The following is a 14,330-nucleotide window of genomic DNA, read 5'->3' as shown; positions in this document are numbered from 1 at the left end:
ATTTTTTGGTATGATAAAGAAAGAACTGTGGAACGGACAGGAGGAAAATGATGTGATTCAATTATTAGTTGTCGACGACCATGTGGTTGTACGCTCCGGGCTGATTGCCCTGCTCGACGGAAAGAATGATATACATATTGTTGGAGATGCAGCAGATGGCGATGAAGCTATCGCCAAGGCACAAGAACTGAAGCCGGATGTGGTCTTGATGGATTTCAGCATGCCACCAGGCAAAGATGGTCTGACCGCTACCGCTGAATTGAAGAAATTGATGCCGGATATCTCCATTCTGATACTGACCATGCATGACGATGAAGAATATCTGTTCCGCGCCATCCACGCTGGAGCCTCCGGATATATTCTCAAGAGTGCGCCGCATGAAGAATTGCTCGCCGCTATTCGTTCCGTAGCAGAGGGTAGCGCCTATCTCTACCCAAGTGCAACCAAGCGGCTGATGAGTGAATATCTGGACAAAGCCAAGCAGGAGAACGCGGGACCGTATGACACGTTATCCGAACGGGAGAAAGAGATTTTATCCTGGATTGCCAAGGGTTATGCCAACAAGGAAATTGCTGAACTTCTGGTGATCAGTGTCAAAACGGTCGAATCCCACAAAAGCAATCTGATGGAGAAGCTCGGTCTTCGAACCAGACCGGAACTGGTGAAGTTTGCGATGAAAAAGGGGTTGCTGAACTTTGAGTAGCACACGTGAAAACAGACTTAGCGGTTTTGCCGATCAGCCTGTGCATCAATTATTGGAGGAAATCGACAGTCACATTACAGATACGGAATTCCGGAGCAGACTGAAAGGTTCTCTGCATCAGCTCAGTGATCTGAAGTTTGCCCTGGATGAATCGTCCATTGTAGCCCTCACAGACCGCAAAGGAAAGATCCAGTATGTGAACGATAAATTTTGCGAAATCTCACAATATGATCGGGAAGAATTGATCGGTCAGGATCATCGGATCATTAATTCGGGTTATCACGGTAAAAATTTTATGAAAAATCTGTGGGAAACCATCTCTTCCGGACGAGTGTGGAACGGAGAAATCCGCAACCGTGCCCAGGATGGCAGCCATTATTGGGTGAATACAACCATTGTGCCTTTTCTCGATAATGATGGCGAGCCCTATCAGTATTTGGCCGTACGTAGTGAGGTCACCAAGCTGAAGCGGGTCGAAGCCGAGTTACAGACGATGATGACCCAGGTCATGAACATTCAGGAAGAAGAACGACGTCGCATCTCACGCGAGCTGCATGACGGCATTGGACAGAGTCTCTTCTCCCTCGTCATTCAGATGGATCGGCTGCTTGCGGATCAGCCCCAATCTGGTGTGGAAGCACTGCGGAAACAGGTCACGGGTATTATGGAGGACGTACGCGGTATGGCATGGGAGCTGAGACCGTCTGTACTGGATGACCTTGGTGTCGTTCCGGCCATACGCACGTATATCGAGAACTATACCCGTCACTACGGAATTGAAGTGGAATTGGAATGCAATCTGCGAAAACGACTGGAGATGAACCGGGAGATCGCGATGTATCGTATTATCCAGGAGGCTTTAACCAATGTGGCCAAATACGCCGATGTGTCAGAAGCTCATGTGACGGTGAAAGATTCGGAAGAGGGCACTCTTGTGAAAATTGAGGATCGAGGCGCAGGGTTCAACGGTACGACAGCTGGTAACGGCGTTGGTCTGTTCAGCATGGAAGAGCGAGCCCGCGGAGCCGGAGGTACACTAACGATATCTTCGGAGCCTGGGGAAGGAACTGTGGTCACCCTTTGCCTACCCAAAACCGTTCATTAACTCGATCCAACCTGCACTTTATATAGAAGACTGTTTACGGATGAGCTCCGTGAACAGTCTCTTTTTCGCTTCATGACTGCATACCGCTCCCGTTTCATCATCTTCCGATTGGTAAAAATGACAAAATGAAAGCTCTGAATCAGATAAAATCAACATTCACAATAAATATATTGACTTCAATTACGATTCGTCATTAAAATATGAATGCTACATACACATTGTACGTAGATCCTTTCATAATTTTTTATTCTATATAGTTAAAAAAAAGGATGGTCAATCATGTCAGAGAAACGCTCCTCCAAAGGGGGAGAAATCCCGCAAATGCACAATCTGGATGCAATCGATCGTAAAATCATTGCCGCTCTTCACCAAAATAGCCGGATATCCTACACCGATCTGGGTGCACAGATCGGCTTGTCCCGTGTGGCCGTTCAGGCCCGCATTAATGCTTTATCCGAAAAGGGAATCATTGAACGCTTCACCGTGGTCATCAATCCGGGCAAAGTTGGACTCCAAGTCTCTGCCTTTTTCAATGTCGATGTAGAACCGCAATTTCTGGATGAAGTGGCGGCGAAACTGGACGAAGAGCCCGCAGTAACCAGCCTCTATCATATGACAGGCCCGAGTACCCTGCACATGCATGGTATTTTTGCAGATATGGAAGAGATGGAGCAGTTCCTGCTGGAGAAGCTCTACAAGATGCCGGGCATCGTCAAGGTAGAGTCACAGCTGTTGTTAAAACGATATAAAAGCCGAATGGGTATGAGACTCTAGGAGGAAATCAGCATGAGTTGGAAAGATTACAACGGTCTCGTCATAGGGATGGTACGAACCGGAATTTTGGGATATGGCGGTGGCCCTTCGGTTATTCCGCTGATCCGTTATGAAGCCGTTACCCGTTATAAGTGGGTAAGCGATGATGAATTCGGCGAGATTTTGGCCATTGCCAACGCCCTGCCGGGTCCCATTGCCACCAAGATGGCCGCGTATCTCGGGTATAAAACCAAAGGTGTGCTGGGCGCTATTGTATCCGTCCTGGCCCACATTTTGCCGACGAGTATCGCCATCATTGCGCTTCTTGGTTCCATGTACGCGTTGCGTGAATCAAAAATCGTAGCAGGCATGGTGGCGGCCGTGCGGCCGGTTATTTTTGTCATGCTCGGCATGATGGCTTACGAATTTGCCAAGAAAGCATGGAAGGGACTCGGCACGGCCTTTGCCGCCCTATTCGGTGTCCTTGCATTTGTACTGTTGCAGCTGCTCGATATTCACCCCGGTATTGTCATTGCCGTCTTCCTCGGATATGGCGTCTTCCATCTGGATGTGGTCCAGCGTTTCAAATCCAGGGGCAACAATTCCGACAAGGGGGTGTCCTAAACGATGCTTCAGACATGGTGGGAATTGTTTTGGGGATTTTTTGTAGCCAATATATTGGGATACGGGGGCGGCCCCGCCTCCATTCCGTTAATGCAGGAAGAAGTGGTCAATCACTATAAGTGGATGACCACGGAACAATTCGGGGATGTACTCGCCATCGGCAATGCACTTCCCGGTCCGATCGCGACCAAAATCGCCGCATTTGTCGGTTATCAGGTGGCTGGCTGGTTTGGTGCATTCATCGCCAGTTTTGCCACCGTTGTACCTTCGGCTGTTGCTCTAATTTTGCTGCTCCGCTTGCTGAACAAGCATCGTACTTCTCCAAAAGTGAAAGGCATGACCTTGCTTGTACAGCCGGTTATCGCTGTACTCATGATCTTACTTACATGGGAATTCGGTCAGGTATCCACTAATTCTATTGGCATTTGGCAGACACTGATCATTGCAGGTATCTCGCTCTGGGTCATGACCAAAACCAAGTTGCATCCAGCCATCCTCATCGTCATTGCTTTTGCATACGGTGCGCTGGTTCTGTCTCATACGATGTAATTTATTGATTATTTAGATTCGGGGAACGTCTTGGAACAACGTGTTTTTATATCCAAAGTGGATATATGCACATGTTTCAGGGCGTTTCTTTTTTGCATTGTTAGTTTCTTTGTATTTTTCCCATTAAAAAAAACGGTGATGCCAGCATTTAAGCTGTCATCACCGCACATAGAATTGCTTGTTTTACCTTCATACTTGAAGATATTATTTTGCTTCAACGACTACAGTTACTTTGGTTTTCACACCTGCATAAGTCACAGTAATGGTAGCTTTACCTTTACCATTGGCCTGAATGACACCATCCTTCACCGATGCTGTCGCAATACGGGATGATTTCCACAGTGCCGGCTTGGATACGTTCGCTTCGCTGCCATCGGCATACGTCGCTGTAGCAACCAGGGTTGCCTTGTCACCAGGCTTCATGGTCAGGGTTACTTTATCGGTTTGCAAATATTTCAGTGTATCTACATCGACTGCAATGGTTACCGTCTTGCTGCCGTACTTCGCTGTAATTTTTGCTTTACCTGAACCTGTCGCTTTTACTTTACCTTTGGTTACCTGAGCTACTTTGTAGCTGTTGGTTTTCCATTCCGCTTTGTCCGTGACATCACGCTCACTGCCATCACTCAGATAAGCAGTAACCGTAAGATCAGCAGAATCACCAGTTTTCAGGGAAAGAGCAGGTTCGGATGCTTCAATGCGTGAAATAACGTCCACTTCAACCTGAATGGTCACTTTGTTGGAACCATATTCAGCCGTGATATTGGCTTTACCGCTGCTGTTGGCAGTGATGACCCCTTTTTTCACGTCGGCTACGCGCGAATTGCTTGATTTCCATGTTGCATCGGATGATACGTCCTTAGACAAGCCATCTTCATCCGTTGCTGTGAGTACAATTTGCTGTGTTTCCTTGGAGGACAACACTACAAAGTTCACATCTGCCTCCAGCCCGCTTGCCATACCTACTTCAACAGGCAGAGTTAACGTTTTACCTTCAATTTTGGCTGTGATGGTTACTTTACCTGTTGCAATACCCGTCACGACACCTTTGCTGTCCACTTCAGCGAGTTTTTCACTGCTGCTGCTCCAATCCGCATCTTCGGACACGTCTTTGGATGTATCACCGTATACGGCCAATACTTTCACAGACAATGTGCCACCAACGGCTACAGAACCTTTTTTCTTGTCCATTTCATATTTGTCTGGAACATCTACATTTACGGTGAATTTAACGGTTTTGCCGCCGTATGCCGCAGTGATGGTCGCTGTTCCTGATTTATAGGCGATCAAGTCGCCGCCAGATACATATACAACATCCGCATTGCTGGATGTCCAAGTTGCTTTGGAAGTTACGTTCTCTGTACTTGCATCAATATATTCTGCATTGGCTACCAGTTTCTTGGTTTTGTTATCCCCTGTAACGCTCATAGCCAATTTATCTTCGACACCCGCAATATCCAGATATCTTGCCGTATCCACGTCAACCGTGATTTCCACCGTTTTGCCGCTATACGTTGCCTTGATTGTCGTAGAACCCGCACCAATTGCTGTAACCTGTCCCTTGAATACCGTCGCAACCTTCTCGTTGCTGGATGTCCATGTTGCCTGATCCGTTACATTCACATCAGCACTATTCGGGTAAGAGGCAGTCAAAACGACATTTGCTGTTTTATTGGACTCACTCAAACGGAAGAAAATGCTCTGTTTCTCCACACTCAGTTTGCTTGTCAAATCCACATCCACATCGACCGATACGGATTTTGTTCCGTATTTGGCGGTAATTTTGGCAGAACCCGCCGAATAACCTGTGATTTCACCTTTTAATACGTCTGCTACTTTTTCATTGCTTGACGTCCACTCGGCCAGATCCGTTACATCTTTGGTTGTGCCATCTGGGTAGGTGGCTGTCAGTTTTACAGTTTCACTTTTGTTCAACAGCAGATTGACCTGCTTCTTGTCCATATCCACACGTTTAACAACCTCAACGTTAACATCCACAGTCACACTTTGACTGCCCACTTTACCTGTGATAACGGCTGTACCGGCGCTTTGTCCAGTAACTTTACCATTCACAACCGTTGCCACTTTCTCATCATCGGATGACCACTCAGCAACTTTGGATGCTTCTGCATTCGTCGTGTTATCACTGTAGGTTGCCGTCAAAATAATGTCTTTGCTATCTCCTGTGCGCAAGTCCAGCGACTGCACGTTTTTGGAAAGGGCTTTGACCTTTTTGGTTACATTCACCTGAACCGTCTGACTCTGACTCTGATACGATGTTGTAATGGTCGCCGTACCTTCCTTTTTGGCAGTAATGGCACCATTATATACAGTCGCTATCGAAGTATCACTGCTACTCCAGGATGAACTAATTGTCACGTTAGCCGATGTATTATCGCTATATACTCCTGTCACCGTAACCGAACTGGAATCACCCACTTCGAGCGACAGCTCATTTTTGGAAACTACAATTTTGGACAGTTCTTTATCTGCCGCAGCGGCCAAGCCTACGTTGGAAATACTCAGCACCAATACCAGCATCATCACCATGTACTTGGTCAATCTTGGCTTTAACATCATTTCCCCCCGATTCTTATCATTTTGTTCCTTAGGTTTAATGTCGGTAAGTTCTTTCCAGATGTTTAGACTTTCAGGGAATTTTAAGGGGAATTCGCGGGAATTCATCCTTCCGACCTATCGAATTCCAAAGGATTCATACCCGCAAATATTACGCATAACCTATGTATAGTTACTGAAATTTGGACTTTATTTCATAGGATCGGGGGAGAAACATGAGTCAGTCTTTTGATTACAAAGGATATTGGGAACAAACGTATAGCTCAGGCAAAACATCGGGAAGAGGTTCATATGGTGTACTGGCTGAATTCAAGGCAGAGGTAGTAAACGGACTGATTCAGCGTGAGGGTATCTCCAGCGTCATTGAATTTGGTTGCGGGGATGGAAATCAACTGCAGTATATGAATTATGAGACGTATCTGGGTGTCGATGTGGCAGGTTCGTCGGTACGACTCTGCGCCTCCAAGTTTGCTAACGATACCTCCAAGAGCTTCATGTTATATACCCCAGGTCTGTGGATTAACCGCGGTTTCCTGCAAGCGGATCTTACCATCTGTCTGGATGTGCTCTACCATATTACAGATGAAACGGATTTTCGCAATACCCTTTACGACATCCTGCACGCTTCGTCAGAGTGGGTCGTGCTGTACACTCGATTGAAAGAAAACGGGAATCCAGGGGTTAGCACCATTCAGGACCGAAATATTTTTGATTATCTGTTCGACTATCCCGAGTTTAAAGTGCAGGAGATTATTCCTCAACGATATCCCGATCAGTCCTCGGCCGACTTTGTCATCTTAAGACGCACACCTGAAATCAAAAATCAAAATAAAGCTGTGTGATCTAACATGTGAATTTGAACCATTGAATCTCTACCAGGTCATTTCTAATAGAAACAGAGAATTAGCCCGGTGGCCTATCTATGAGATCCCTTCCATTACAGCTTCTTCTTAGGTGTGCTCCGCCTCCAAGACAGGAATACCTTTTCCCCTGGGAGGCAGGCACACTCGAGCAGTTGTATGGCGGGCCACATACTCATCCCCCTCACGCATACTCGCTGCTCGACGTGTGATGTTCTTAAATTTTGTTCTCTAAAATAAACCCGGACGACCACGCAGCTTCGCCAGCGCCTCCATATAGAAATAATCGCCGTATATAATCGGCACATTCAAGCCCCGTCCCTCCGGATAATGCACGGTGCCCTGCATGATCAGTCCTTCTTCCGCCGCCTCACCAGAGCTGTAGTTCTCATGCAGCCCGCGAAGGATACGCTCTGCCGCGGCTCTGTATTCCTCCCCGCGCGGCGACAGCTTCGCCAGCTCCAACAGGCCGCTGGCGGCAATCGCCGCAGCGGACGAGTCCCACGCCACCTGATGCTCGGCAGGTGCGCGAAAATCCCACAGCGGCACGATGTCTTCGCCAAGCATGGCGAGGAAGAAATCGGCCGCTCGCTCCGCTGTCTCCAGATAGCGGGCTTCGCCCGTATACCGGAAAGACAGCGCAAACCCGTGCAGCGCCCAGGCGGTGCCCCGCGCCCAGGCGGAACCTGGAGCATGGCCCTGCCCGCCATGCTCCTGCACCTTCTGCCCCGTGAGTGGATTGAACTCCACCACGTGGCAGATGGACCCGTCAGCGCGGACGAACTCGCGCGCCACGGTGTCCGCATGCGCTTCCGCCAGCCAGCGGAAGCGCGGGTCGCCGCTCTGCTCGGATGCCCAGTAGAGGAGCGGCAGGTTCATCATGCTGTCAATGATGGCTACGCCGCGCGTATCCATGGTTGACGAGCTGAAGTTCCAGGCGCGGATATATTGACCGCGCACGTTGAAGCGGGCAGCGAGCAGATTGGCGGCGAGCATTCCCCGCCGCCGACCATCCGCGCTGCCTGTCTGGCGGTAGTTGGCTACGCCACTAAGCAGCCAGATGAACCCCAGATCGTGATCCACCGATTCGGGATCACGCAGACACCCTTCCAATTGCCGCTCACAGCTTTCGGCATAACGGTATAACGGGGCGACAGCTTCGCTCTCCGGCGACTCGCCATGGACAAGCCATAACAGCCCCGGCCAGAAGCCAGCGGTCCACCATTCAGGATCATTCCGGTCATACATGCCCTGAGGGGCGGTGTGCGGAAATGTATCCTTAATACGTTGCGCATTACGAATGATTTTGGCCGCTCCTTGACGCCATGCCTCCTCCAGCCATGTCACGGATGTTGATGTATTCATAAACCTATCCCTCCTCTAATCGATTCCCAATCTGATCGTAAACGTAATACTTCGCCCATCGCTCACTTCCATCCGTGCTTCCTTCAGTAATCCGTTGCGGGACGCCATCGGCTGTTCTTTGAGATGAATGGTAGCTCCTTCGTCCAACACGGTGGATTCCACATATGCTCCACGATACTCGCTGCGCACAGCCTGACTGGAAAGTGTAATGACAGCCTGTTCACGGCCATCACTGAACATTAATGGAATGAGTGCTCCGACAGCCTCAAGTTCACCTTCGAATTCATATGTCACGGTCAGCAAATCCGTCTGCTGTACATAACGGGTGCGCAGTGAATCGATCCCGGTTAACGGGCCGATCCATGTCACTGTAAACGCATTGAGCTGATCCTGACGATTCCCGTCATCTCCCCCTGGAGAGCCTGGATTATCTTTCACCTCTTGATCTACCGTTTCAAGCAAAATCGAACCCCCACCATCGGCAGGATTAATCCCCGCATCCCGGTCATAGTCAACACCTGACGGAATGCCTCCCGCTAGACTGTGCCATTTCCCATCTGCCGTTTTCCAGGCAGGACAGTAGCTCAGCGGACCAACTTCCCCTTCAGCAAACTCCGTGAATCCGGATTGCACATGTCCGGCAGCAGAAGGACCGATCAGCCCCGGCAATCCCGCCTGTTGTATCCGCACAAGACCGGGAACCGTGTATGGATCATTCATGGCCGTATGCAGGATCATTTGTTGACCTGGTACAGAGGCAATAATCGTTTCAAACCATCCATCGGCCTGCAACACCCGGCTGCCTACCTCGGAAGGAAGGAACATGCCCGTTACATCTTCACCAGGATTGCTGAGACAGGCATGGGCCAGTGCCGCTGCCGTCCACAGGTTGTAGGCGGTATAATTCGTATAGATTTCGTATCCGTGGCGTGCCTCGGGCGGGTACTCGTTGCGAACAATTTTCAGACGCCCATCATCCATCTTCCAGCGCTCCACAGCTTCGAAGCACCGATTGGCCGCGCGTGCGAATGCGCCAGCCATTATCGCATCTCTAGCCTGCAAAGCCTGCGCTGCATGGGCAGAACATACATATGCTGCTGCCGCTTCATTCCATTGATGCTGGGAGCTGCGTCCACGTGGAGGAATCTCTCCCAGCGGCGACAGTGTAAGCAGCGTACTGAATGCACCATGACGTAATTGTTCCTTCAGCTCACCGACACATGCCCCGTCATATCCCGCTTCAAGCATGACATCCAGATGATAGCGCGTCGCAATGTCATAGGAAAATGGACAATTTGGTCGGTCCAGCGGTCCGTCCTGATACAGTCCAAGCGCAGTAAATCGTGGCAGATGATACTGATCCAGATAACGGTCCATCCACGCCGTATCATCACTGGCAAGCTGCTCTCTCCAGCGCAGATACTCCCCGGAGATCATAATTGCGTTCCAGTTAATCATGCGATTGGGGTTGTTCATTTTGCTCATTGTAAAGACATAATCTTGTTCAGGCTGAATTTTCTTAAGGGCACCTGCCCAGACTTTTGCCTGCTCAGGCATATACGGCTTCAACAGGATGTATGCTCTCATCATCAACACGGGGAAAAAGTCCGGGTGATGATCCGGCGCACATCCCTTCATGACAACATCGATGCTGTGTGACAGGGCCGATGCCGCTGAAGGAAGCAGATCCGTTAGGCCCGCTTGAACAAGAACCGATGCGGCCATTGCATAAGCTGGCGTGGAATAATATCGCTCCGCCTTCGAGAATGGGTCAATAATGGCGCCTTCACTGTCCTGATAAGGTGTATAAGCCCGAACAACACTCTCCACAAGGGACAATTTGCGAGCCTTATTCCAACCATCTGAAGGAGCAGGCCCCGCCTGTTCCGCTAGTGTACGGTAATCTTCGAGTGCATCTCTCCATGGATATGTTGATGCGGACGTATACTTACTCACGTATGCTCACCTCCATCTTTCACTTGGGTTCAACCGTGAACTTCAGCTCACACACCGTTTCCAGCGGATTAACTTCATCACTTCCACTTCTTACATTTCGGTTATCAGGCTGGTCTCGCCATTCAAGGGAGGTCCGATAGAATGTAACTGGCATATTATCATGATCAACTGTATTAATGATCTCTATATCAGCCTGCCATTGGTTTGCATCATACGTCATCCCTACCGTCGCTTGTTCACCCTGCCATTGAATCTGCCCCTCATGTACCCTTTCAGGTACCTTTCTGCTCATAAACCGCTCCGTCACACTCGGCCGTTGCTGTTCTCCCACCGAAAATAACGTGCTTGATGAAGACGCCGCTCTGCTTTTCCATTGAAATCGATCCTTCAGACGCAGTTCTGCTACGGTCCCGAAATCTTTAGTAGAACCGCTCCAATGCAACTGACGTGTATAGCAGGCGAGTGAAGCCGCTTCAGGATAAGCTGCTGTCAGTTCCAAACAGGCATCCAGTGTACAGTCATCGTCCGAAACCTTCGCCTCAAGAACCAGTGCTTGCGCCTGACGTCCCGAGCTTTGCTCCTTCCCTTCTATGCGGGGAACGTTATGCCCGGACGAGCTAATGTGGAACAACTGCTCTCTGCCCGGAGAAAAATAAGCTTGTGTGTACAGCCCCGCTCCCGGATCACAAAGAATGTTTTCGCCACCACAATGGAGTATAAATTGCCCAAGATCATTATGGTTATGGGGTTCCTCGTTATGCCCGGCCTTGACGGAAAAAGCAGTAGTGAGAGGTTCATCTCTGGTAACATCTGAGCTCGCAGAATCAAGTACTCCCTTAGCAATCATCCAGCCCAAATCATCCAAAATAATCCCTCGTTCCGCTGGAACAACGCCCGCTTCTTGAAGGACCATTGCCGAACTGCTCCACAGCACGTTGCGCAGCAGGTGACCCCAACGATGACAGGGATCATCAGTAAACAAAGGGATATGAAACGGCAAATCCACCTTTATACCGAAACGGGATGCCAGAAGTGAAAGCAAACCCGAAGGAATCTCTTGCTGCTCCGCACTATCCGAATAATTCACGAAGGTTCCTCCCGACAGATGAACCCGCAGTGGGAAGGCTGCGATCGCCGCTATCTTCGAATCATTCAGCAGATCCAACTCACCTTCACTGTATTCGCGCAGCATGTCGGCATAATAGACGAAATAGCCGAACCCATATACCCAGTAACCAATGCCTTCTGCACAACCACCATCCATGCCATATCCACTCAGAAATGCCTGCATGGATCGAATCGTCTGAACCACCGATTCCGTCAGAATTGCTTCTTCCTCCAGCAGTAATAGTCCAGCCATACCACAGCATCCGCTGCACACAGCAGACCAGTTATGATCTGCACCTTGCCAGTGATAGGCACGTTTCTCCCGATAGAGCGGAGCGAAAATGCGTCGCTCGGCCTCAGCCCTAATTCGTTGGATAATGCGGGTATCCAGTCGATCCGCGTGAATCGTCACGATTTCGGCCAGCATATGTACCGTCTCCGCGGCAAACAGATCAATATTGCCGTTGACCTGTTCCACTCCCCCCGTACCCAAATGTGCAGGCAAGCACCATGTATACTCGCCACATACGTCCCACAACATATCTTCCAATGTCTCTATCCATCTCGGCGCATTTGAATCCACAGCGAGCAGCGCTATTGCCGCAAGACGTCCCCTGCGTTCAAAGTACGCATCCTCATACAACTTTCGTTCCCCTGTGTCCCCAAACTTCCGATAAAGACCAAATGATAGCGAAGGCAAGCTTTCGTTCAGGGCACGTTCCCCATAAGCTTTCAGATCGATATAAAAAGAAGCCAGCTCCGGTTGGAGTAACGCCTGTTCGATGCTATCCGTAGAGCTGACTGAAGCTCGTGTTGGTGCTGGATAGATATGCTGATCCCCCTGTCCCCCGTTCGTTATCCGATGTACCACCCGTTGAATGACCGAAGAATCTGGCATCTGGATGGAACTTTCCTTACTTTGATTGGTGTTTTCCATTGAATTCACCCTAATCTATATGGAATACAAAACCTTTATTATATGTAACCGATTTCATTTTACCGGATAATGCTTTACATTTGAAGAGTTATCCATCATATCCAACCAAATTAACCATAGAATCCCTATTTCGAGATATAAAAAAACGAAGAACCCCCTGGGTTCCTCGTTACATCAAGCTTTTTAGTGCGTACTTGATAATCCAATTCAATCCAATGTCTATTAACCAATCGCAAGCGGAGAATTCTGTACAACAGACAGCCACTGACGTGCGATCAGCTCATGGCCCGCTGCCGTTGGATGCACACCATCCCACAGCCAGTAAGCAGCGTCAGCCTGTTCGAGAGCATCATTGAACGTTTGCTGCAAAGGTACCCAGACTGCCCCGAACTCACTGGCGAGTTCACGAACCAGATTTTGATACTGCCCGATACGCTCCTGCCAAGTGTCCCAACGCTCCACTGTAGCTCCGGTTTTAAGAATGAACGGCTCCATTAAAACCAGCCCGGTATTCGGCATCACTTCGCGTGTTTCCTCCAGCAAATGACGATATGCACGTCCAAGACGATCCGTCACTCCACTGGGTTCACCATTTATAGTGCGCCAGGCATCATTCACACCGATCAGAATGCTGATCAGATCCGGGTTCAGACTAAAGGTATCCTCATTCCAGCGTGCATATAGATCGGAGGCGCGATCCCCGCTGATTCCTCTGTTGTAGAACGTCGGCTGTTTGGCTGCCAGTTCCACGCCCAGTTTGCTTGAGATCAGATACGCATAGCCATGCCCGAGAAAATGATTCGGATCATCATTGCGCGATCTTCCTCCGTCTGTAATGGAGTCTCCCTGAAAAAGTATAACGGATGAATGTGTACTCATGATCAATACCGTTCCTTCCTGTATGTAAAATGAAAACCTCAACCCTTCAGTCTTCATTTTATCCCTTTCGGACGCAATAGAAAATAGCGTTTTCAGAACGGTACTTTTCAGTCTTTCGGGTCTTTCGCCACATATCCTCCACCCTGATATTCCGTCTCGTCTTGCTTATCCGGCGTTCCCTTGCGTTTCGCTTCGTCCCACAACTCTGCCGCATCATCCTCCGGGTGGTACCCAATCATCTGCTCCAGATATCCAATATCATAATAATTGTCCGTGTTCGCTGAAGTGCCATATAGATTAACATATTTCATGCTCGAATCCGCCTCAATGCAGCACTCGGCAAGCTGCACCATATCTCTGGGCGAGATCCAGATGTGTGCCGAACGCTCAGAATGCGGATACGCATCGCCCGAGAAATTGCCAATTCGAATGTTGAATGACGATAGGCCATGCTTATCCACGTAATATCGTCCAAGCAGTTCGATATAACATTTGCTGAGTCCATAGAAACTGTCTGGCCGATATGGATCATCCACTTCAATATCTTCTCCTATTGGATAAAACCCTGTCGCATGATTTGAACTTGCAAAAATAACCCGCTGTACACCGTTCAACCGTGCAGCTTCATACACATGGTAGGCCCCTGTTACGTTGATCGGCAGAACTTTGCCCAGAAAATCTTCTTCGTCCTTGGCCCAAGCAATGTGCAGCACTGTCTGAACACCCTGCATAAGCTCGTTCAGGCGTTCTCCATCTGTCACATCCATTGCTACAATGCCTGATTGAGGATCATCCTGAAGATCGGCAGCCACGATATCATACTTGCCCTTTTCCCTCAGTCCCTCCAGCAGACTGCGGCCAACGACTCCCGCCGCTCCCGTAATCAACAATCTGTGCTTCGATTTGCTCATGGAT

Annotated in this window: 12 protein-coding genes; 6 read left to right on the top strand and 6 right to left on the bottom strand. The window is 49.2% G+C overall.

Annotated elements, in window-relative coordinates; genetic code table 11:
• Positions 1-52 precede the first annotated feature (52 nt).
• The 5 genes from P5G61_RS14880 (at position 53) to chrA (ending at position 3,734) form a co-directional block, all read left to right on the top strand.
• Entirely contained in the window at positions 53-703 is a 651-nt protein-coding gene (locus tag P5G61_RS14880; RefSeq protein ID WP_301247268.1) for a response regulator, read from the top strand.
• Entirely contained in the window at positions 696-1,808 is a 1,113-nt protein-coding gene (locus P5G61_RS14875; protein ID WP_301247267.1) for a PAS domain-containing sensor histidine kinase, read from the top strand. Before P5G61_RS14880 ends, P5G61_RS14875 begins: the two co-directional genes overlap by 8 nt.
• A 279-nt stretch (positions 1,809-2,087) precedes the next feature.
• Positions 2,088-2,582, top strand: coding sequence for a chromate efflux transcriptional regulator ChrS (gene chrS, locus P5G61_RS14870; protein ID WP_079348581.1), 495 nt, complete (start codon positions 2,088-2,090; stop codon positions 2,580-2,582).
• A 12-nt stretch (positions 2,583-2,594) separates the two neighbouring features.
• Positions 2,595-3,185, top strand: a complete 591-nt coding sequence (chrB, locus tag P5G61_RS14865) for a chromate efflux transporter ChrB (RefSeq protein WP_301247266.1) — start codon at positions 2,595-2,597, stop codon at positions 3,183-3,185.
• Positions 3,186-3,188: 3 nt separating this feature from the next.
• The gene (gene chrA / locus P5G61_RS14860) at positions 3,189-3,734 is read left to right on the top strand and encodes a chromate efflux transporter ChrA (RefSeq protein ID WP_053780063.1); all 546 of its coding nucleotides are present in this window, start codon (positions 3,189-3,191) and stop codon (positions 3,732-3,734) included.
• Between the two features lie 204 nt (positions 3,735-3,938).
• On the opposite strand, the gene P5G61_RS14855 is transcribed toward chrA, so the two are convergent.
• Positions 3,939-6,311, bottom strand: a complete 2,373-nt coding sequence (locus P5G61_RS14855) for an Ig-like domain-containing protein (RefSeq protein WP_301247265.1) — start codon at positions 6,309-6,311, stop codon at positions 3,939-3,941.
• Positions 6,312-6,526: 215 nt separating this feature from the next.
• On the opposite strand from P5G61_RS14855, the gene P5G61_RS14850 reads away from it, so the two are divergent.
• The gene (locus P5G61_RS14850) at positions 6,527-7,153 is read left to right on the top strand and encodes a class I SAM-dependent methyltransferase (protein ID WP_301247264.1); all 627 of its coding nucleotides are present in this window, start codon (positions 6,527-6,529) and stop codon (positions 7,151-7,153) included.
• A gap of 249 nt (positions 7,154-7,402) precedes the next feature.
• Here P5G61_RS14850 and P5G61_RS14845 read toward each other — a convergent pair whose 3' ends face one another.
• From P5G61_RS14845 to P5G61_RS14825, 5 genes are all read right to left on the bottom strand, one after another.
• On the bottom strand, positions 7,403-8,536 hold the full coding sequence (locus P5G61_RS14845) for a glycoside hydrolase family 88 protein (RefSeq protein WP_301247263.1): 1,134 nt from the start codon (positions 8,534-8,536) through the stop codon (positions 7,403-7,405).
• A gap of 15 nt (positions 8,537-8,551) precedes the next feature.
• The gene (locus P5G61_RS14840) at positions 8,552-10,492 is read right to left on the bottom strand and encodes a glycosyl hydrolase (RefSeq protein WP_301247262.1); all 1,941 of its coding nucleotides are present in this window, start codon (positions 10,490-10,492) and stop codon (positions 8,552-8,554) included.
• 19 nt (positions 10,493-10,511) lie between these two features.
• Complete coding sequence (locus tag P5G61_RS14835) at positions 10,512-12,536, bottom strand: heparinase II/III domain-containing protein (protein ID WP_301247261.1); 2,025 nt, start codon at positions 12,534-12,536, stop codon at positions 10,512-10,514.
• 222 nt (positions 12,537-12,758) lie between these two features.
• Positions 12,759-13,415, bottom strand: coding sequence for an SGNH/GDSL hydrolase family protein (locus P5G61_RS14830; RefSeq protein ID WP_301247260.1), 657 nt, complete (start codon positions 13,413-13,415; stop codon positions 12,759-12,761).
• A 107-nt stretch (positions 13,416-13,522) separates the two neighbouring features.
• On the bottom strand, positions 13,523-14,326 hold the full coding sequence (locus tag P5G61_RS14825) for an NAD-dependent epimerase/dehydratase family protein (RefSeq protein ID WP_301247259.1): 804 nt from the start codon (positions 14,324-14,326) through the stop codon (positions 13,523-13,525).
• Positions 14,327-14,330: the final 4 nt, after the last annotated feature.

The sequence above is a fragment of the Paenibacillus vandeheii genome, from assembly GCF_030433635.1.
Lineage (GTDB): Bacteria > Bacillota > Bacilli > Paenibacillales > Paenibacillaceae > Paenibacillus > Paenibacillus vandeheii.
This window is presented reverse-complemented; position numbering and strand designations above follow the sequence as displayed.

Excerpts from the sequence above, each read along its gene's own strand:
- P5G61_RS14850 (WP_301247264.1), top strand. The coding sequence starts at position 6,527 with ATGAGTCAGTCTTTTGATTACAAAGGATATTGGGAACAAACGTATAGC.
- chrS (WP_079348581.1), top strand. The coding sequence starts at position 2,088 with ATGTCAGAGAAACGCTCCTCCAAAGGGGGAGAAATCCCGCAAATGCAC.
- P5G61_RS14825 (WP_301247259.1), bottom strand. The coding sequence starts at position 14,326 with ATGAGCAAATCGAAGCACAGATTGTTGATTACGGGAGCGGCGGGAGTC.
- chrB (WP_301247266.1), top strand. The coding sequence starts at position 2,595 with ATGAGTTGGAAAGATTACAACGGTCTCGTCATAGGGATGGTACGAACC.
- P5G61_RS14855 (WP_301247265.1), bottom strand. The coding sequence starts at position 6,311 with ATGTTAAAGCCAAGATTGACCAAGTACATGGTGATGATGCTGGTATTG.
- chrA (WP_053780063.1), top strand. The coding sequence starts at position 3,189 with ATGCTTCAGACATGGTGGGAATTGTTTTGGGGATTTTTTGTAGCCAAT.
- P5G61_RS14835 (WP_301247261.1), bottom strand. The coding sequence starts at position 12,536 with ATGGAAAACACCAATCAAAGTAAGGAAAGTTCCATCCAGATGCCAGAT.
- P5G61_RS14830 (WP_301247260.1), bottom strand. The coding sequence starts at position 13,415 with ATGAGTACACATTCATCCGTTATACTTTTTCAGGGAGACTCCATTACA.
- P5G61_RS14845 (WP_301247263.1), bottom strand. The coding sequence starts at position 8,536 with ATGAATACATCAACATCCGTGACATGGCTGGAGGAGGCATGGCGTCAA.